At 68.6% G+C, this 17,030-nt stretch carries 23 protein-coding genes and 1 tRNA gene; 11 read left to right on the top strand and 13 right to left on the bottom strand.

The window, feature by feature from the left end:
• Positions 1–529 precede the first annotated feature (529 nt).
• Both petD and petB read right to left on the bottom strand, forming a co-directional pair.
• Positions 530–1,012: a cytochrome b6-f complex subunit IV gene (gene petD, locus KBY95_RS12330; protein ID WP_254952944.1), complete on the bottom strand. Its 483-nt coding sequence runs from the start codon at positions 1,010–1,012 to the stop codon at positions 530–532.
• Positions 1,013–1,070: 58 nt separating this feature from the next.
• Positions 1,071–1,745, bottom strand: a complete 675-nt coding sequence (petB, locus tag KBY95_RS12325; RefSeq protein ID WP_254965316.1) for a cytochrome b6 — start codon at positions 1,743–1,745, stop codon at positions 1,071–1,073.
• Positions 1,746–1,867: 122 nt separating this feature from the next.
• Between petB and ctpZ the strand changes: the two genes are divergently transcribed.
• The 3 genes from ctpZ to minC are packed head-to-tail and all read left to right on the top strand — an operon-like array spanning position 1,868 to position 5,056.
• A complete protein-coding gene (ctpZ, locus tag KBY95_RS12320; protein ID WP_254965314.1) occupies positions 1,868–3,088 on the top strand; it encodes a carboxyl-terminal processing protease CtpZ in 1,221 nt (406 codons plus the stop codon).
• Complete coding sequence (locus KBY95_RS12315; protein WP_254965313.1) at positions 3,085–4,359, top strand: HD domain-containing protein; 1,275 nt, start codon at positions 3,085–3,087, stop codon at positions 4,357–4,359. The genes ctpZ and KBY95_RS12315 overlap by 4 nt, the downstream gene beginning before the upstream one ends.
• A 25-nt stretch (positions 4,360–4,384) precedes the next feature.
• On the top strand, positions 4,385–5,056 hold the full coding sequence (gene minC, locus KBY95_RS12310) for a septum site-determining protein MinC (RefSeq protein ID WP_254965311.1): 672 nt from the start codon (positions 4,385–4,387) through the stop codon (positions 5,054–5,056).
• Here minC and KBY95_RS12305 read toward each other — a convergent pair.
• Genes KBY95_RS12305 through KBY95_RS12295 form a run of 3 tightly spaced genes read right to left on the bottom strand, consistent with a single transcriptional unit; the run spans position 5,046 to position 7,247 of the window.
• Positions 5,046–5,660, bottom strand: a complete 615-nt coding sequence (locus KBY95_RS12305; RefSeq protein WP_254965309.1) for a chromate transporter — start codon at positions 5,658–5,660, stop codon at positions 5,046–5,048. The two genes, minC and KBY95_RS12305, sit on opposite strands and share 11 nt — an antisense overlap.
• A complete protein-coding gene (locus tag KBY95_RS12300; RefSeq protein WP_254965307.1) occupies positions 5,660–6,256 on the bottom strand; it encodes a chromate transporter in 597 nt (198 codons plus the stop codon). The genes KBY95_RS12305 and KBY95_RS12300 overlap by 1 nt, the downstream gene beginning before the upstream one ends.
• On the bottom strand, positions 6,249–7,247 hold the full coding sequence (locus KBY95_RS12295; protein ID WP_254965305.1) for a phosphatidylserine/phosphatidylglycerophosphate/cardiolipin synthase family protein: 999 nt from the start codon (positions 7,245–7,247) through the stop codon (positions 6,249–6,251). The genes KBY95_RS12300 and KBY95_RS12295 overlap by 8 nt, the downstream gene beginning before the upstream one ends.
• Before the next feature lie 91 nt (positions 7,248–7,338).
• On the opposite strand from KBY95_RS12295, the gene minD reads away from it, so the two are divergent.
• The 5 genes from minD to KBY95_RS12270 all read left to right on the top strand — a co-directional run bounded on the left by minD (position 7,339) and on the right by KBY95_RS12270 (position 9,337).
• On the top strand, positions 7,339–8,172 hold the full coding sequence (gene minD / locus KBY95_RS12290; RefSeq protein ID WP_396095017.1) for a septum site-determining protein MinD: 834 nt from the start codon (positions 7,339–7,341) through the stop codon (positions 8,170–8,172).
• 5 nt (positions 8,173–8,177) lie between these two features.
• Positions 8,178–8,570 carry a cell division topological specificity factor MinE gene (gene minE / locus KBY95_RS12285; protein ID WP_254965301.1) on the top strand — a complete coding sequence of 131 codons (393 nt, stop codon included), beginning with the start codon at positions 8,178–8,180 and terminating at the stop codon, positions 8,568–8,570.
• Positions 8,571–8,630: 60 nt separating this feature from the next.
• Entirely contained in the window at positions 8,631–8,834 is a 204-nt protein-coding gene (locus tag KBY95_RS12280; protein ID WP_254965300.1) for a response regulator transcription factor, read from the top strand.
• Positions 8,835–8,856: 22 nt separating this feature from the next.
• A tRNA-Thr gene (locus KBY95_RS12275) sits at positions 8,857–8,928 on the top strand.
• A gap of 67 nt (positions 8,929–8,995) precedes the next feature.
• Entirely contained in the window at positions 8,996–9,337 is a 342-nt protein-coding gene (locus KBY95_RS12270; RefSeq protein WP_254965299.1) for a hypothetical protein, read from the top strand.
• A 6-nt stretch (positions 9,338–9,343) separates the two neighbouring features.
• On the opposite strand, the gene KBY95_RS12265 is transcribed toward KBY95_RS12270, so the two are convergent.
• The 6 genes from KBY95_RS12265 to KBY95_RS12240 form a co-directional block, all read right to left on the bottom strand.
• Positions 9,344–9,997 carry a TMEM165/GDT1 family protein gene (locus tag KBY95_RS12265; protein ID WP_254965298.1) on the bottom strand — a complete coding sequence of 218 codons (654 nt, stop codon included), beginning with the start codon at positions 9,995–9,997 and terminating at the stop codon, positions 9,344–9,346.
• A gap of 75 nt (positions 9,998–10,072) precedes the next feature.
• Positions 10,073–10,225 (bottom strand): hypothetical protein, encoded by a 153-nt coding sequence (locus KBY95_RS12260; RefSeq protein ID WP_254965297.1) that lies wholly within the window; start codon positions 10,223–10,225, stop codon positions 10,073–10,075.
• Complete coding sequence (locus KBY95_RS12255) at positions 10,225–10,821, bottom strand: L-threonylcarbamoyladenylate synthase (RefSeq protein ID WP_254965296.1); 597 nt, start codon at positions 10,819–10,821, stop codon at positions 10,225–10,227. Before KBY95_RS12255 ends, KBY95_RS12260 begins: the two co-directional genes overlap by 1 nt.
• Positions 10,818–11,753 (bottom strand): peptide chain release factor N(5)-glutamine methyltransferase, encoded by a 936-nt coding sequence (gene prmC, locus KBY95_RS12250; RefSeq protein WP_254965295.1) that lies wholly within the window; start codon positions 11,751–11,753, stop codon positions 10,818–10,820. The genes KBY95_RS12255 and prmC overlap by 4 nt, the downstream gene beginning before the upstream one ends.
• A gap of 43 nt (positions 11,754–11,796) precedes the next feature.
• Positions 11,797–12,924, bottom strand: coding sequence for a DNA-processing protein DprA (locus KBY95_RS12245; RefSeq protein WP_315858917.1), 1,128 nt, complete (start codon positions 12,922–12,924; stop codon positions 11,797–11,799).
• Between the two features lie 74 nt (positions 12,925–12,998).
• Positions 12,999–13,463, bottom strand: a complete 465-nt coding sequence (locus KBY95_RS12240; RefSeq protein WP_254965330.1) for an acyl-CoA thioesterase — start codon at positions 13,461–13,463, stop codon at positions 12,999–13,001.
• A gap of 71 nt (positions 13,464–13,534) precedes the next feature.
• On the opposite strand from KBY95_RS12240, the gene KBY95_RS12235 reads away from it, so the two are divergent.
• Complete coding sequence (locus tag KBY95_RS12235) at positions 13,535–14,386, top strand: universal stress protein (protein WP_254965328.1); 852 nt, start codon at positions 13,535–13,537, stop codon at positions 14,384–14,386.
• Positions 14,387–14,393: 7 nt separating this feature from the next.
• On the opposite strand, the gene psbM is transcribed toward KBY95_RS12235, so the two are convergent.
• Positions 14,394–14,501 (bottom strand): photosystem II reaction center protein PsbM, encoded by a 108-nt coding sequence (gene psbM / locus KBY95_RS12230; RefSeq protein WP_015109223.1) that lies wholly within the window; start codon positions 14,499–14,501, stop codon positions 14,394–14,396.
• 27 nt (positions 14,502–14,528) lie between these two features.
• Positions 14,529–15,029, bottom strand: a complete 501-nt coding sequence (locus tag KBY95_RS12225; protein ID WP_254965293.1) for a 2Fe-2S iron-sulfur cluster-binding protein — start codon at positions 15,027–15,029, stop codon at positions 14,529–14,531.
• A gap of 192 nt (positions 15,030–15,221) precedes the next feature.
• On the opposite strand from KBY95_RS12225, the gene psbB reads away from it, so the two are divergent.
• Positions 15,222–16,781 carry a photosystem II chlorophyll-binding protein CP47 gene (gene psbB / locus KBY95_RS12220; protein WP_254952916.1) on the top strand — a complete coding sequence of 520 codons (1,560 nt, stop codon included), beginning with the start codon at positions 15,222–15,224 and terminating at the stop codon, positions 16,779–16,781.
• A 24-nt stretch (positions 16,782–16,805) separates the two neighbouring features.
• On the top strand, positions 16,806–16,901 hold the full coding sequence (locus KBY95_RS12215; RefSeq protein WP_010314684.1) for a photosystem II reaction center protein T: 96 nt from the start codon (positions 16,806–16,808) through the stop codon (positions 16,899–16,901).
• Positions 16,902–17,030: the final 129 nt, after the last annotated feature.

The raw sequence follows: 17,030 nt of genomic DNA, 5'->3' as shown, positions 1-17,030 counted from the left end.
AAACTTTTTTGGTTGTCCAGGTTCTACCGCTCCACCCCTTCCGGGGCTCTCGCGGCGCGTCGCCTCCCGGCGACTCAGAAAACTTACAGCACCGTCGGCTCGCGCCTCTCAGTCTCAGTAAGCCCGCTTCCCCCTCGAGCTCTCGCTCTGGTGGGGCGCAGTCCAAAATCATATCACCTCATTGGGGGCTCACCGCCAAGGGGCGAGATTCTTGCCTGGCTTCAGCTCCCGGCAGACCAGCGCAGGGCCTGACGCTATTGGGAGCATCAGGCGCCAGGTGCGTGGGCACCTCAGAGGCTCCTAGGAGGGGCTGCACAACCTGGGTTCCCGCGTCCCCGTTCGGCGCCCCTGCCACGTCTTCCTGCGGCTGGTGTGTCTTGCTTGGGAGCCATGGGCCATGGCATGGCAGCCAGGGGCGATTGAGAGCTGCTGTGGGCCTCTGGACCCAAAGGAAGGCCTGAACACAAAAAAGCCGCGATCGCTCGCGGCTGAAGGGAAAGAACAATCGGGGCAGAAGCCCCGGCTGGCTTCAGAACAGACCCAGGGTGAGGGACTTGTCGATCGGCAGGCAGGCGCCGATGCCCAGGTAGATGGTGAACACGGTGCCGAACAGGAAAGCACCCATGGCCACGGGGCGGCGGAAGGGGTTCTGGAACTTGTTGAAGCTCTCGATGAAGGGAATGAGCATCAGGCCCAGGGGGATCATCGTCTGAAGGGCGATGCCCAGCAGCTTGTTAGGAACCACCCTGAGGATCTGGAACACCGGGTAGAGGTACCACTCGGGAAGGATCTCGAGCGGCGTGGCGAAGGGATCGGCCCGATCGCCCAGCATGGCGGGGTCGAGAACGGCCAGACCCACCAGGCAGGCGAGGGTTCCCAGGATCACCACCGGGAAGATGTAGAGGAGGTCGTTGGGCCAGGCCGGCTCGCCGTAATAGTTGTGGCCCATGCCCTTGGCCAGCTTGGCCCGCAGCTTGGGGTCGGTGAGGTCAGGCTTCTTGAGGATGTGCATGGTGGGGAGCTCGGAGCGCTGGTGACCAGTGGGGGAAGGCTAGGTGGAAGAACGGGGTTCAGAGCGGGCCTGAGATGCCCTGCTTACGGATCATGAGGAAGTGGATCAGCATGAACACCGCCAGCAGCCAGGGCAGGACGAAGGTGTGGAGGCTGTAGAAGCGCGTCAGGGTGGACTGGCCGACGCTTTCACCGCCGCGGAGCAGCTCGACCATGAAGTCGCCGACAACGGGGACGGCGGCGGGAACACCGCTGACGATCTTCACGGCCCAGTAACCAACCTGATCCCATGGGAGGGAATAGCCGGTAACGCCGAAGGACACCGTGATCACGGCCATGGTGACGCCGGTGACCCAGGTCAGCTCCCGGGGCCGCTTGAAGCCACCAGTGAGATACACCCGGAAGACGTGCAGGATCAGCATCAGCACCATCATGCTGGCGCTCCAACGGTGCACTGAGCGGATCAGCCAGCCGAAGCTGACGTCGGTCATCAGGTACTGGACCGAGGTATAGGCCTCCACCACCGTGGGCTTGTAGTAAAAGGTCATCGCGAAGCCGGTGGCGAACTGAATCAGAAAGCACACCAGCGTGATGCCACCCAGGCAATAAAAAATATTGACGTGGGGGGGAACGTACTTGGACGAGATATCGTCGGCAATCGCCTGGATTTCGAGGCGCTCCTCAAACCAGTCATAGATCGGGGACGACTTGGCGCCAGGAGACGAGTTCGCCATGCAGCGTGGGGCTTGGGTTGCGAGAGTCTACCGATCGTTCTGACCCCCCCGTGAGAGACCAGGGCCGCCGGTCCATCCCGGCTCAATGCTTTGCAACAGGGCTGCCAGGCGGGGTCCGGCTCTTGCGGCTCCTCCTGGTGACGGGCCTGTGCCTGCGGTTGTGCCTCCCTGCCCCGGCGCTGGCACTCAGCGATGCCCAGCAGCTGGTGGTGGAAGCCTGGCGGCTGGTGAACCAGAGCTATGTCGATCCCGCCCAGCTGGAGGCGGTGCAATGGCGGCGCCTGCGCCAGAAGGCCCTGGAGAAGTCGATTGCCAGCTCGGTGGAGGCCTACGACGCGATCGAGGCCATGCTGGCGCCGATCGGCGACCCCTACACCCGGATGCTGCGCCCCGAGGAGTACGCCACCCTTCGCTCCAACACCCAGGGCCGCGTGACCGGCGTGGGGCTGCAGCTGGGACTGCGAGCCGGGGATCAGCGGATCGTCGTGATCGCCCCCCTCGATGCCTCCCCCGCCGCCGACGCGGGGATCGTCTCCGGCACCGAGATCCTCAAGGTGGACGGCATCCCAGCCGACGTGCTGGGGCTGGAGGGCACCGCCGCCCGCCTGCGCGGTCCCGCCGGCAGCGACGTGCTCCTGGCCCTGCGCACCCCGGCGGGCCAGGCCTCGGAGGTGTTGCTCGACCGCCGCGAAGTGGATCTGCAACCGGTACGCAGCCATCGCCTGCAGAGCGAAGGGCACTCCCTGGGCTACCTGCGGATCACCCAGTTCAGCGAACCGGTGCCCCAGCAGGTGCGCGCCGCCCTGGCCGAGCTGACCGCCACTGGTGGCAGCGGGCCGATCGAAGGGCTGATCCTGGACCTGCGCAACAACTCCGGCGGATTGGTGGCCGCCGGTCTGGCGGTGGCCGATGGCCTGCTCGACGGCGAGCCGATCGTCGAAACCCAGGATCGGGGCGGTATCGCCGCCCGGCAGCAGGCGACTCCCGGCCGTCTCTACAGCGGCCCGATGCTCACCCTGGTGAACGCCGGCACGGCCAGCGCCAGCGAGATCCTGGCCGGTGCCCTCCAGGACGGCGGCCGCTCCCGTCTGGCCGGCAGCCGCACCTTCGGCAAGGGGCTGATCCAGACCCTGATCAACCTGAGCGACGGCAGCGGTCTGGCGGTGACCGTGGCCCGCTACCTCACCCCCAACGGCCGCGACATCCAGAACCAGGGCATCGAGCCGGACGTGCTGCTGTCCCAGCCTGAGCCCCTGGAGCCGGACGGGGACGGGGACACCTGGCGGCAGGCGGCCGCCACCCTGCTGGTGGCTGAACTGGCGGCCCCAGCCCTCGCGCCATGAGCCAGCGCACCTACCACGATCCGCTGCACGGGGCGATCCGCCTCGATCGCCAGGATCCCGCCGAAGCCCTGGCCATCGACCTGATCGACACGGCGCCCTTCCAGCGGCTGCGGCGAATCCGACAGCTGGGGCCAGCCTTCCTCACCTTCCATGGGGCGGAATCCAGCCGCTTCACCCATTCCCTCGGCGTGCTCGCCATAGCGCGGCTGGCCCTGCAGCAGTTGGAGCGGCTCGATCCCTCCCTGGCCGAGCACCGGGGGGTCTTGTATGCCGCCGCCTTGCTGCACGACGTGGGCCACGGACCCCTCAGCCACTCGGGCGAGGAGATGTTCGGGGTGCAGCATGAGGTCTGGTCGGGCCGGCTGATCCGCGACCATCCCGCCCTGCGCGACCGGCTCGACGCGGAGGCCCCCGGGCGGGCCGCCCTGGTGGCCGACCTGCTGGAGCACGGCCACCACCCTTGCCGGGCGATCAAGGCCCTGGTGAGCAGCCAGCTCGACTGCGACCGGCTCGACTACCTGCTGCGCGACAGCTACAGCACCGGCACCCGCTACGGCCAGCTCGACCTGGAGCGAATCCTCGCCAGCCTCACCCTGGCGCCCGACGGCGATCTGGCCCTGCATCCCCGCGGTCTGATGGCGGTGGAGCACTACCTGGTGGTGCGCCACCTGATGTACAGGAGCGTCTACAACCACCGGCTCAACATCGTCTGCAACTGGCTGCTGAACCGGGTGATCGCCGTGGCCCGCCGGCTCGGCCCCGCCGTGGTGTGGGCCGATCCCACCATGGCCCGCTGGCTCTGGGATCGCGACCGGCTTGATCTGGACAGTTACCTGGCCAACGACGACATCCGCACCGGCTACCACCTGGTGCGCTGGCGGGAGGAGGCCCCCCAGGAACTGGCCGATCCCTGCGGGCGGCTGCTGGAGCGGCGCCTGCCCAAGGCCACGGACGTGAGCGATCTCCCCCCGGCCGGCCAGATCGAGCTGCTGGCGATGGCGCGGCAGTTGTGCGAACGGGCCGGCCTGGTGGCGGAAGGTTGCTGCGCCCTGCAGCAGCGCCAGAGCCGGGGGTATCACCCCTATGCCGGGGGCCTGCGGCTCTGGGATGGCCTACGGCTGCAGGCCCTCGAGCAGCGCTCGCCCCTGGTGGCCAGCCTCTGCCAGACGGTCGACATGGCCTGGCTGATCCACCCCGCCCAGGTGAGCGACGACCTGCGGGCGGCCCTGGCGGTGCGGCGGCAGGAGGACGGGGGCCGCCAGGGCCTCTAGGTTCGCTGCAGTCCTGGGCACCGCCTTGGCCGCCGCACTGATCCAGGCCATCGACGACCGGCAGCCGCACCTGCTGCGGCTGCCGGCGCAGCAGGGCTCCGCCAGTGCCCTGGAGGAAGTGCGCTACGCCCTCGGCAGCCGCCGGCCCCCGGCGGGCAGCGTGGTGCTGGAGGCGGGGAGCTGGCCCCTGCGCCTGCCGGAGCTGCGGCAGCTGCAGGAGCTGCTGGCCCCCCTGCAGCTGGAACTGGTGCGCGTTGCCAGTGGCCAGCCGGACACCCTGGTGGCCGCCGCGGCCCTCGGACTCGAGATCGATCCGGCGATGCCGCAGCCGCCTTCGCCAGCCAAAGCAGCCGTGGCGGGCGATCTGCTGGTGCATCGCGGCACCCTGCGCTCCGGCGACCATCTGCAGGCGGAGGGTTCGGTCCTGCTGCTCGGGGATGTGAACCCCGGTGCCCGCCTCAGTGCTGCTGGCAATGTTCTGGTGTGGGGGCGGTTGCGGGGCATCGCCCACGCCGGCGTCGCCGGCAACCCGGACGCCCGCATCGTCGCTCTGCAACTGCGACCCCTGCAGTTGCGCATTGCCGATGTGGTGGCCCGGGGGCCGGAAGGTCTGCCACCGCCCGGGCTGGCCGAGCAGGCCCTGCTGGTGGACGGGGAGATCCGCATCGATCCAGCGGCGCCGGACTTCAGCGGTTGATCAGGCCGAAGACCCCCAGTCCGCCGGCCACGGCCATGAACCACAACGGCGAGATCCGGGTGCGCAGCATCAGCACGCACACCAGCAGGGACACCACAACGCCGGCGGCGTTGGTGTCGGCGGTCTTGAGGATCTTCACCCCCACGGCGAACAGAATGCCGAGGGTGATGGGGCCGAGGCCCCGCTCGAAGGCCACACGCCAGGGGGAGTCCCGCAGCCGATTCCAACTGAGGCAGGCCACCACCATCAACAAGGTGGACGGCAGCAGGATGGCGATCTCAGCGCCGTAGGCGCTCAGCAGGGCCCAGCCGGGGCCCTCGGGCCAGCCGGCCCCCATGCCGAGCAGCCCCACGATCATCGAGCTCGGGCCTGGAGCCGCTTCCGCCAAGGCGTAGATGTCGGCGAACTGGGAGGGCCGCAGCCAGCAGTACTGCTCGACGCTGAGGTGGTGGTATTCCGTCAGCAGGGTGTTGCCGCCCCCCAGGGAAAACAGGGACAAACCCAGAAAGGTGCCCATCACCTGCAGCAGATGGCCCAGATCATTGAGCCGCATCGGGGTGCAGCTCGTGGCAGCGGACGCGACCGCGATCAGAACGGCCGGCATCAGCGACGCTCCCCCTGGGGTGCAGGGGGATGGGACGGCCGGGGCCAGTACCAGGCCATCGCCAGGGGACCGGCCACGAGCACCAGCGGCACCAGGCGCACGTGGAAGAACGTCATCAGGACGAAGGTGACAGCCGCCAGCACAAGGGCCATCGGATCCTTCCAGTACTGGTCGAGGATTTTGAACCCCATCGAGAGAGCCATCCCTGCCGCCGCCGCCACCACGCCCGCCAGCACACGGTCAAGCGCCGGCAGCGTATGGAACTGGAAATACAGCAGGCCGACCCCCATCAGCAGGGTGAACGGCACCAGCAGCATGCCCGCCAAGGCCGCCAGGGCCCCCGGCAGGCCGCGGAAGAACGTGCCGACGTAAACGGCCATGTTGATCTGGTTGGGGCCAGGAAAGAGCCGGGCCACGGTGAGTCCGGTGAGGAATTCCTCGTTGCTCATCCAGTGGCGCTGTTCCACGATGATCCGCTGGCTCCAGGCCGAGAGGCCACCGCCGAAGGCGGAGAGGGCCACCATGAGCATGCCGGTGAACAGCTGCCGCAGCCCGGGCGGGGAGGGCGTTGTGCCGGGGGCGGGGGATTCAGTCATGCACGAAATGGGGATCCGGCGGCAGTTCCCCCTCCTCGTGGCAGCTGGGATCGAGGGGATCGGGGGCGTGGTACTTCGAGGCCGCCTCCCAGTCGATCTCAAACATCTCCTTCAGCCGCGCCACCACTTCGGGAGCATCACTCTCGATGCCCAGCTCCCGACGCAGATCAAAGGCACTGCGATCGATGTTCATCGAGCCCGTCTGGGCGAAGGCCCCGTCCACCAGGATCAGCTTGGCGTGCAGCTTGGGGTGCTGCTGACGCCGCACCTTGACGCCGAAGCGCTCCATCACCCGCAGAGAAGAGAAGGTGTCGTAGATGTCCCAGTCGCTGATGCCGTGCTTGCCGCCGCACAGCACCCTCACTTTCACGCCCCGCTCCCGGGCACTGATGATCCGCTCCAGGATCACCGCATCGACGAACTTGGGGTGCTGGATCCAGAGGGTGCGGGTGGCGGCATCGACGATGCGGGCCATCTGTCCGCGGCTGTGGGCGCTGCTCCAGACCAGTCCCACGCCGAGATCGGGTTGGAAGAAGAGGCGCTGCCAGTCGGCTTCGAAGCCGGCGATCACCTGCGCCACCACGGCCGGGTTGTAGGTGAGCACCCCGTAGTCGCGGGTTTCGGTGAAGTATTTGTCGGACAGGTTGAAGGTGGCCACCAGGGCGGTGTGCCGGTCGACCACCATCGACTTCTCGTGGGTGACGGGGAACGCCTCACTGGTCCAGGCGGTCTCGATGCCCCAGGACTGGAGGCGGGCGAAGGCCTCGTCGTTCCAGCGGTCGCCACCGGAGGTGTGGGGATTGAGCATCACCCGCACCTGCACACCGCGCGCCTGGGCACGCCGCAGGGCCTCCTCCACCGCCTCCGACTGCAGCTTGAACTGCTTGAGGAGCAACTGCTCGGAGGCCTCCTCGATCAGGGCGACCACGGCATCCACACCGTCGTCGGGCATCACCAGCAGCCGCTGGGGCCGGTGGGGGGCGGAGGTCATCGAGGCGCAGGAAGGGAAAGGTCTTTCTAGCGGCAGTTCACGGCCATGGCCCGGTGACTTCGCCCAATGGGACTAACCTGCCGCGACGCCCGTGGACGCCGTGACGTCAGCCCCCGCTCGCATCATCCTCATCTGCTCCGGCAAAGGTGGCGTCGGCAAGACGACCCTCACCGCCAACCTGGGGATCGCCCTGGCCCGCCTGGGGGAGCGCACCGTGGTGCTCGATGCCGATTTCGGCCTGCGCAATCTCGATCTGCTGCTCGGCCTGGAGAACCGGATCGTCTACACCGCCCAGGAGGTGCTGGCCGAAACCTGCCGGCTGGATCAGGCCCTGGTGAAGCACAAGCAGGAGCCCAACCTGGCCCTGCTGCCCGCCGGCAATCCCCGGATGCTCGAGTGGCTCACCCCCGAGGACATGCAGCGCATCGTCGCCATGGTGGCCGAGCGGGCTGACTTCGTTCTGATCGACTGCCCGGCGGGGATCGAGGACGGCTTCAAGAATGCGGCGGCGGCCGCCCGCGAGGCGATCGTGATCACCACGCCGGAAGTGTCGGCCGTGCGGGATGCCGACCGGGTGATCGGCCTGCTCAACACCCGGGGCGTGACGCCGGTGCAGCTGGTGCTGAACCGGGTGCGCCCCCGGATGATGGCCAGCCAGGAGATGCTGGGCGTCGACGACGTCACCGACATCCTGGCCCTGCCCCTGGTGGGCCTGGTGGTGGAGGACGAGCAGGTGATCGTGTCCACCAACCGGGGGGAGCCGCTCACCCTCAACGGCAACGGATCCCCCGCCGCGAAGGCCTACCAGAACATCGCCCGGCGCCTGCGGGGTGAGGACATCCCCGTGGAGGATCCCTCCAAAGCCCGCAAGGGTCTGCGGGCCCGGCTGATGAACAAGATCCGCAAGACCACCGGTCTCTTCTGAGCACCATGACGCTGTTCGATTTCCTCCAACGGTTGCTGGGGCGCCAGAAACCCAGCGGCACCATGGCCAAGGAGCGGCTGCAGCTGGTGCTGGCCCACGACCGCAGTGATCTCAATCCCGAACTGCTCGAGCAGATGCGGCGCGAAATCCTTGAAGTGGTGCAGCGCTACGTGGAAATCGACATCGAGGAAGGCGACGTGAGCCTGGAGACCGAGGACCGCGTCACCGCCCTCGTGGCCAACCTGCCGATCAAACGGGCCCGGCCCCTGCCAGCCCTGGTGGCCGCGGCCGCCGCCGTGGGCATGGCCCAGGCCCCTGACCCCGAAGCCCCGCAGGAGCTGGCCCTTCCCCTGGCCTGCGAACCGGCGGAAGACCCCTCCCCCGCCGATCCGGACTGAGGCGGGACAGCACGGCGACGGCCTGCGGGAACCCTCCAGGCAGTGAAGCGACACCACGCCTTGCCAGACATCTTCCCCGTGGGCATCACCCCGGCCGAACAACGGGTCCTGGACCTGCTGCGCCGGGGCGACAGCAACCGCCACATCGCCGCCCAGCTGGTGCTGAGCCCACGCACGGTGGAGTGCCACGTCTCCCACCTGCTGGCCAAGACCGGCTGTCGCAGCCGCACCCAGCTGCTGCTCTGGGCCCTGGCCCAGGGATAGGCTGGGCCGGGCCAAGGCCCATGCCGGCTTAGCTCAGTGGTAGAGCAGCGCTTTTGTAAAGCGAAGGCCATCGGTTCAAATCCGTTAGCCGGCTTGCCTGGAAGGAGAACGGATCCACCTCCCTTACCATCACCCGATCACAGCAAGCGGGAGGCGATGTCATGCCGTGCCATGCCTGGCTGGTGGGGGGGCTGGTGACCCTCGCCGGGGATGTGGCCCAGGCCCCACCGCCGCAGCCACCGATCGCGCCCCAGCCTGCGACCCGCTCTGGCGCAGAGATCCTGGGCCGTCCGGGCATTCGCACCCGCTATGTGGATCCCAGCGGCCCCGCACCAACGGCTGGGAGCAAAACACCGCCGGCCGTTGGCCCCCCGGCGCGCCCCCTGACGGTTCCTGTCAACGAGAGGGTGGATTTCACCCCGACGATGGAGGAGGGCCCGTTCCAGCAGCCCACACTGCGGGGCCTGTTCCGCTGGGATCTGCAGCAGCCCGCCAGCCGCTGAGGGGCTCTAACCGATCGCCTGCCAGAGCGCCAGGACACCGAAGGCCAGGAACAGGCCACCGCTGAGGCGGTACAGCACCCGCTCACTGATCCTGCTACCGATCCACTGGCCCGCACCCACCGCCAGCCAGGTCACCAGGGCATGGCCCAGCAGCGTGCCGGCCAGCAGGCCGGCGAAGCTGAAGGCCGGCGCCGCCGCCAGAAAGATGGTGGCGAACTGGGTGCGATCCCCCAGTTCGGCCAGGAACACCAGCACGAAAGCCTCCCAGATCACGGCGCCCGGACCGCGGATGCTGCCATCGCTCTCGGCGGCGTCGATCGCCGCCTCGGCCTCCCGGGCCTCCTCCTTGGCGGCATCGGCGGGCAGGCCGGCCGCATCCACCAGCAACTTGACGCCGAACCCGAGGAACAGGGCCGCCGCCAGCCAGGGAACTACGGACTGGGGCAGCCACTCCCTCAGCCCGTAGCCCATGCCCAGGGACAACAGGGTGACCAGGCTGAGCGCCGCGAAGGCCCCGAGGAACACCCAGCGGGGGCGATGGCGCGCCGCCAGGATCAGGGCCATGAAGAAGGTCTTGTCCCCCAGCTCCGCCAGGGTGATGGCCGTCAGGCTGGAGCCGAAGGCGGCGAGCCCGGGATCGCCGGCGCTGGGAAGGATCATGGGGGGCGTTCAGCACGCCTCCGTCGGCGCCATGGAGTAGGTGCGGCCGCAGGACAGCCCTTCGCTATCTGGGCATCATGCTCCGGCGAACAGCCACAGCAACGCCGCCAAGCCCAGCCAACCCAGCCAACCCAGATTGAACAGGGGGGTAGCCAGATGGACCAGGGGCACCAGAAACCAGTGGCTGAGGCTCACCGTCAGCAACACCGCCAGCAGCAGGGGCAGCATCAGGCGCTCCCCCGGCCCGACGCCTCAGGGGCCCCGGGCCGGAGCACGCTCCACGCGTCGAAGCTTCCGTGCTCCGGCCCCCGCCAGGCCAGAACCGCGCTGGCCTGCCCGGATCCCGCCGGCCAGGGCAAGGGCTCAAGCAGGGACAGTCCGGGGAACTGACGGGCCGCCTCGCCTGCCGTGGTGGCGGGGGGCTCGCCGGAACGGTTGGCACTGGTGGTGGCCAGGGGGCCACTGAGGCGCAGAAGCTGGCGCGCCCGCTCGCAGGCCGGGACGCGCAGCCCCAGGCTCGTTCCCCCTGGATGGAGATGGGTGGTCATCGCACCAGCGATCGGCAACACCAGTGTGACGGCCCCTGGCCAGCTGCGCCGGGCCTGATCGAGCCAGGCCGGCGGCCAGGGCACGCCCAGGGCTTCCTCCAGCTGGGGCAGATCCGCCCCCATCAGGATCAGCGGCTTGTCGGCGGGGCGTTGCTTCAAGCGCCACAGCAGGGCCGCCGCCTCGGGCCGGGCGGCCAGGGCCGGCAGTGTGTCGGTGGGGAACAGGACCGCCTCCCCCTGCGCCAATCGCCTGGCCAGGTGCTCAGGACCCTTCATCGGACGCAGGGCCTCCAGCCACTGGCGAATCGGGCCCGGCCCTCCAGGTCGGCATGCACCCCGAGCCGTTCCAGGCCGGCGGCGCGCAGCAGCTCGCCGACCGCTTCGCTCTGGTCGTGGTGGTGCTCCAGCAGCAACAGGCCCCCGGGGGCCAGGCCCCTGGGGCTGCCCGCCACGATCGAACGGATGGCCGCCAGCCCGTCGGGGCCGCCATCGAGGGCCAGGCGGGGTTCGTGATTCCGCACCACTGGATCCAGCTCCAGGAGGGTGGCGCTGGGGATGTAGGGGGGGTTACTCACCACCAGATCCAGCGCCCCCCACCAGGGCGCCAACGGCTGCCACCAGTCACCCGCCAGCGGGGTGACGCGCTGCTGCAGGTCCCACCGGGTCAGGTTGGCAATCGCCTGGACGAGGGCCTCCGGGCTGGCCTCCGCCGCGAAGCCACGACTCTCAGGAAGGCTGCGGGCCAGGGCGATGGCCAGGCAACCGGAGCCGGTGCCCAGATCGGCCCAGCGGGATGGTGGGCGCGCTGCGGGCCCCAGCGACAGGGCCAGATCGACCAGCAGCTCCGTTTCCTGCCGGGGGATCAGCACCCCGGGCGCCACGGGCAGCTCCAGGTCGCGCCAGGGGCAGCGGCCCACCAGGTACTGGAGGGGCTCATGGGTGTGGAGGTGGCGGCGCCAGAGGGCTTCCAGCCCCTCCAGCGAGCGGTGCAGCCGAACCTCGGCCTGCGGATGGCACCACAGCGCCTGCAACTGGCTCCAGCGCAGACCGGCGCCCAGATCCAGCAGCCAGTCGAGGGCGGTGGCCTCGCCGCCGAGGGCCAGCAGGCGGCGGCGCCAGCCCAGCAGCTCCGACGCCGTGATCATCAGGCCGTCAGGGCCATCCGCCGGGGGCGCAGAGACGGGGACGGTGCCGACCTGGAAAACCATGGGGGAAGCCTAATCAGCAGTGGCAATCTCATCAGGGGTGGCCTCAGCAGGGTCGCCAGCAGAGGCCGGCCTCGGCCCGCAGCAGCCCGTCCAATTCCAGCTCGAGAAGCCGGGGCATCAGCTCGGCCATGGGGCGGTCGAGCGCAAGGCTCAGCTGCTCAAGGCTGGCGCCGCCGCCCACGGCCGCCAGCAACCCTTCCGCCTCCGCCCCCTGACACCCCCTGGCCGGAGCAGGGTCGTCGGCGGGGGGCCGCCGGGCCAGGGGCCCCCTGCCCAGCTGGCCGATCAGGTCGGCGGGGAGGAGCAGGGGGGTGGCGCCCCTGGCCAGCAACCGGTTGCTGCCCATGGCCGAGGCGCGGCCAGCATCAGCCGGCACCACCCAGAGCGGTAGCTCCTGCTGCCAGGCCAGCTCGGCCGAATGCAGCGCCCCGCTGGCCACCGGACACTCCACCACCACCACTGCCGCCGCCATGGCCACCAGCAGGCGGTTGCGGGCGACGAAGCTGCCGGGCCGGACCCTGCCCCCCTCGGCCAGCTCGCTCACGAGCAGGCCCTCACGGGCCACCTGATTTTGCAGCGCCGCATGGTGGAGGGGGTAGGCGCGGCCCAGTGGTGTACCCAGCACCCCGACAGGAGCCCCGCCGGCCGCCAGACAGCCCCCATGGACAGCGCCATCGATGCCTTCGGCCAGACCGCTCAGCACGGGCCAGCCCGCCTCGGCCAGGGCGGCGCCGATGGCGCGGGCCATCGAGAGGCCATGCAGGGATGGACGTCGGGTCCCCACCACGGCTACCGAGCGGCCATGGCCCAGGTGGGGCCAGAGGCTGCCCCGCCCTTGCCAGCAGAGCTGCAGGGGAGGCCGCTGCAGCTCCCGCAGGCCCGTCGGCCAGCTCCGATCCCCCGGCACCAGCACCCCACGGCCAAAGCGGCATCGCGGTGCGAAGGCCTCCAGGGGCCGGGGGCCCCAGCCATGGCGAAACCGCTCCACCGCCGCCACCAGCTCACGCCCCAGACCCGGCACCGCCGCCAGCTCATCCGCAGAAGCCTCCCAGGCTCCGGCCAGCCCGCCACAGCAGGCCTCAAGGGACCGCAGCCGCTGCCAGCCGAGCCCGGGGCAGCGGCTCCAGAGCAGCCACCAAAGGCGCCGCTGCCGATCCCAGATAGGGGCCACTTGGCGGGGGAAAGAACCCTGCACCAGATCTCCCATCCGCAGCGCCCCACGGCCAGAACAACAGTACAAGCGTACTATAAATGACCGGCGCTCCCGGGCGGTCCCGACCGCAGGATGGCCAGGGCCTGCTCCAGGTCCTCCGGCAACCGCCGCAGCAAGCGTCGCCGCGAAGGGCCACTGGCGAGCTCCACCAGTACCAGATCGACGCAGGCTTCTGCCGCCACGGTCCCGTCGGGGCGGATGAAGTGGCTGAGCCAGGGGAGCTTCAACCCCACCCGCGGCAGCACCTTGCTGCGGATCTCGACGCCGTCACCGTGGAGCAGGGCCTGGCGGTAATCGATGCGCAGGCCCACCACCGGTAATTCCAGCCCCCGTGCAGAGAGGGCGCTATAGGCCACGCCGGCCTGGGCCAGGGCCTCGACCCGGGCCTCCTCCAGCCAGGCCAGATAGGCCCCGTGCCACATCACCCCGGCATGGTCGGTGTGCTGGGGCAGCACCCGCCGCTGCAGTCGCCACCACGCCTGCTCCGGACGCTGCATCACGGTCTTCACCACGGGAGAGTGCGGAATGGGGATCAGCCATAGGCTGATGCCGAGCCATTTTGATGTCCGTGTTCCGCAACCTGCTGATCGCCGATTCCGGCAAGGGCCATGTCGAGGAGATGGTCCGCCTCCTGCGCGATATCCCCCCCTGCCGACAGGCCCGGATCAACCTTCTGCACGTGATTCCCGAGCAGGGGGGGCTCGATCTGGAAGCCCATCGTCAGCAGGCCGAAATTCTGGTCAAGGAGGCCATTGAGCGCCTCGGCCTGACCCCAGCCGAAGTCAACATCGTGGTGCGCGAAGGCGATACCAAGCTGACCGTGCTCAAGGTGGCCGATGAACTGGAGGCCGATCTGATCGTGATGGGATCGCGGGGGCTGGGCAGGCTGCAGTCGATCCTGGGCAACAGCACCAGCCAGTACGTCTTCCAGCTGTCGACCCGTCCCATGCTGCTGGTCCGCGACGACCTTTACGTGAAGGCCATCAACCGGGTCCTGGTGGCCATCGACGGCACCGGTGTGGGCGACGACGCCCTGAGGCTGGCCTGTGAGCTGGTGCAGGGCATCCCTGGCGGCAGCCTCACCGGCGTGCACGTGTCCCGTCAGGACATCACACCCTCACGGGGAGGGCGCACCCCCGGGGACGACGTGCTGCTGAAGGCGATCCAGCGGGCGCGCAGCTTCGGTGTGGAGATGAAGGGGCTGCATCGCACGGGTGACATTGCCCGCGGTGTGTGCACCACCGCTGAGGACGTCAAGGCGGATCTGGTGGTGATCGCCTCCCAGGACCGCAGACCACTTGTGGCCAGAGCCCTGGTGGATCTCGACAAGCTTCTGGGCAGCTCGGTGAGCGACTACATCCGGGTGCATGCTCCGGCTCCGGTGCTGCTTGTGCGGGAGCCGGAGGGGCGGGCCCGCTGAACCCGGCTCAGCCGCCCTGGCGGCTGTTCGTCTGGATGTAAAGAATGATCAGGAAGACGGCGGGAACCAGAACGAACAGAAGGCTGGCAACGAAGCCGAGGTCGTTGGTTTCCATGACTGCTGGAGAGGTTCTGAGAAGGTATCACCGCCCATCGGCAGGAAGGACGCCCCCTTCATCGCTCGTTGTGGATGGAGACGCCGCTCCTTCATGTGCCGTCAGCCCCTCCTGAGAATCCTCCTGCTGCGGTGCAGCGGGAGGCTCGGGCCAGGCGGTGGGGCCCTCCGGCAGGGGCAGGGAGCGGGCCCGGATCAATTCGCCCTCACGGTCGCCCAGTCCCACCTGGGGTTTGGTGAGCACCATCACCGATTTCTCCACCAGGGCCTGGCAGGCCAGCCGCCAGGTCTGGGGGCGCCGTTTCAGCTTCAGCAGTTCCACCGACGTCAGCTCGGTGAGCGCATTGTGCGCGCCTCCCTCCACCACCTCCACAAAGCAGGTGATGCACTGGCCGCAGCCACCACAGTTGCCCAGGCGGCCCTTGAGGCCGTAAAGCTCAATGCCTTCGCGCAGGGCCACCTCGCGGAGGTTCTCCCCCGGGTAGCACTCCACGTCGCGCTGCTCACGCACGAACCGGATCACGGGCATGGCAGCAGCCTCTCGGGGAACAGGTGGGCTTCCATTCTGGATCGCGCCGTTGCGGTCCGTTACCTGGGCCCCGTGGCGTTGCCCGCAACCCTTACCATCGCCAGCACGGATCGGTATTCACCGAGCGTCTCCTTAGCCGCCATCGCTCCGGCGATCGGCTTTGGCAACTGTCAACCCAGACCTGACCCCCCAATGGGATTGCCCTGGTACCGGGTGCACACGGTCGTCATCAACGACCCGGGCCGACTGCTGGCCGTGCACCTCATGCACACCGCCCTGGTAGCCGGCTGGGCCGGCTCCATGGCGCTCTATGAGCTTGCGATCTTCGACCCCTCCGACCAGGTCCTCAACCCCATGTGGCGCCAGGGCATGTTCGTCATGCCCTTCATGGCCCGCCTGGGCGTGACAGGCAGCTGGGGGGGCTGGAGTGTCACCGGTGAAACCGGCGTCGACCCCGGCTTCTGGAGCTTCGAAGGCGTGGCTGCGGCCCACATCATCTTCAGTGGCCTGCTCTTCCTTGCCGCCATCTGGCACTGGACCTACTGGGATCTCGAGATCTGGCAGGACCCCCGCTCCGGGGAGCCAGCCCTCGACCTCCCCAAGATCTTCGGCATCCACCTGCTGCTGGCCGGCCTGGGCTGCTTCGGCTTCGGAGCCTTCCACCTCACCGGCGTCTTCGGACCGGGGATGTGGATCTCGGATCCTTACAGCCTCACGGGCCACCTCGAAGCGGTGCAACCCTCCTGGGGACCTGAAGGCTTCAACCCCTTCAACCCAGGGGGGATCGTGGCGCACCACATTGCCGCCGGCATCGTCGGCATCATCGCCGGCATCTTCCACATCACCACCCGTCCGCCGGAGCGCCTCTACAAGGCGCTTCGCATGGGCAACATCGAGACGGTCCTGGCCAGCGCCATCGCGGCGGTGTTCTTCGCGGCCTTCATCGTGGCCGGAACCATGTGGTACGGCTCGGCCGCCACACCGGTGGAACTGTTCGGACCCACCCGCTACCAGTGGGATCAGAACTACTTCAAGACGGAGATCAACCGTCGCGTCCAGACCGCCATGGACAACGGCGCCACCAAGGAAGAGGCCTTCGCGGCCATTCCCGAGAAGCTCGCCTTCTACGACTATGTGGGCAACAGCCCCGCCAAGGGTGGCCTGTTCCGCGTTGGCCCGATGATCAACGGTGACGGCCTGCCCACCTCCTGGATCGGGCACATCTCCTTCACCGACAAGCAAGGCCATGACCTAGAAGTCCGTCGCCTGCCCAACTTCTTCGAGAACTTCCCGGTGGTCCTCCAGGACGATCAGGGCATCGTCCGCGCCGACATTCCCTTCCGTCGTGCCGAGGCGAAGTACTCCTTCGAGCAGCAGGGCGTGACGGCCACCGTCTATGGCGGTGCCCTCAACGGTCAGACGTTCACCGATCCCGCCGACGTCAAGCGACTGGCCCGCAAGGCCCAGCTTGGCGAGGCCTTCGAGTTCGACCGTGAGACCTACCACTCCGACGGCACCTTCCGCAGTTCACCCCGCGGCTGGTTCACCTTCGGCCATGCCTGCTTCGCCCTTCTCTTCTTCTTCGGCCACATCTGGCACGGTGCCCGCACCCTCTACCGTGATGTCTTCGCCGGTATCGACCCCGATCTCGGTGAGCAAGTGGAATTCGGTCTGTTCGCCAAGCTGGGCGACCGTTCCACCCGACGCCTGCCCGAGGGCTTCGTGCCCCCGGCTGGCTCCCCCCTCAGCTGACCGCCAGCCCCCCCGAGGATTCCCATGGAGAGCTTCGCCTACATCCTGATCCTGGCCCTGGCCATCTCCACGCTCTTTTTCGCGATCGCCTTCCGCGATCCCCCGAAAATCGGCAAGTGACCACGCTTTTGGATTGACGCAACCCCTGGGAAACCAGGGGTTTTTTCTTGTCTGGGGACCCACCTTGATGGCGACCCCTTCTCTTTGTGCGCGTAGCTGTTTACACTCCAAATACTTGGAAGCGTGCCC

The organism is Cyanobium sp. Aljojuca 7A6, assembly GCF_024346455.1.
Taxonomy (GTDB): Bacteria; Cyanobacteriota; Cyanobacteriia; order PCC-6307; family Cyanobiaceae; genus Cyanobium.
Note: the sequence above shows the minus strand (reverse complement) of the source record. Positions and strands in the feature narration are given on the sequence as shown.

Coding starts and splice junctions, on each gene's coding strand:
- KBY95_RS12300 (WP_254965307.1), bottom strand. CDS start 6,256: ATGACTGAATCCCCCGCCCCCGGCACAACGCCCTCCCCGCCCGGGCTG.
- KBY95_RS12265 (WP_254965298.1), bottom strand. CDS start 9,997: ATGATCCTTCCCAGCGCCGGCGATCCCGGGCTCGCCGCCTTCGGCTCC.
- KBY95_RS12315 (WP_254965313.1), top strand. CDS start 3,085: ATGAGCCAGCGCACCTACCACGATCCGCTGCACGGGGCGATCCGCCTC.
- petB (WP_254965316.1), bottom strand. CDS start 1,745: ATGGCGAACTCGTCTCCTGGCGCCAAGTCGTCCCCGATCTATGACTGG.
- KBY95_RS12225 (WP_254965293.1), bottom strand. CDS start 15,029: ATGCCCGTGATCCGGTTCGTGCGTGAGCAGCGCGACGTGGAGTGCTAC.
- KBY95_RS12255 (WP_254965296.1), bottom strand. CDS start 10,821: ATGAAGGGTCCTGAGCACCTGGCCAGGCGATTGGCGCAGGGGGAGGCG.
- petD (WP_254952944.1), bottom strand. CDS start 1,012: ATGCACATCCTCAAGAAGCCTGACCTCACCGACCCCAAGCTGCGGGCC.
- KBY95_RS12240 (WP_254965330.1), bottom strand. CDS start 13,463: ATGCAGCGTCCGGAGCAGGCGTGGTGGCGACTGCAGCGGCGGGTGCTG.
- KBY95_RS12260 (WP_254965297.1), bottom strand. CDS start 10,225: ATGCTGCCCCTGCTGCTGGCGGTGTTGCTGACGGTGAGCCTCAGCCAC.
- KBY95_RS12215 (WP_010314684.1), top strand. CDS start 16,806: ATGGAGAGCTTCGCCTACATCCTGATCCTGGCCCTGGCCATCTCCACG.
- psbB (WP_254952916.1), top strand. CDS start 15,222: ATGGGATTGCCCTGGTACCGGGTGCACACGGTCGTCATCAACGACCCG.
- minE (WP_254965301.1), top strand. CDS start 8,178: ATGACGCTGTTCGATTTCCTCCAACGGTTGCTGGGGCGCCAGAAACCC.
- psbM (WP_015109223.1), bottom strand. CDS start 14,501: ATGGAAACCAACGACCTCGGCTTCGTTGCCAGCCTTCTGTTCGTTCTG.
- KBY95_RS12270 (WP_254965299.1), top strand. CDS start 8,996: ATGCCGTGCCATGCCTGGCTGGTGGGGGGGCTGGTGACCCTCGCCGGG.
- KBY95_RS12295 (WP_254965305.1), bottom strand. CDS start 7,247: ATGACCTCCGCCCCCCACCGGCCCCAGCGGCTGCTGGTGATGCCCGAC.
- KBY95_RS12305 (WP_254965309.1), bottom strand. CDS start 5,660: ATGCCGGCCGTTCTGATCGCGGTCGCGTCCGCTGCCACGAGCTGCACC.
- prmC (WP_254965295.1), bottom strand. CDS start 11,753: ATGGTTTTCCAGGTCGGCACCGTCCCCGTCTCTGCGCCCCCGGCGGAT.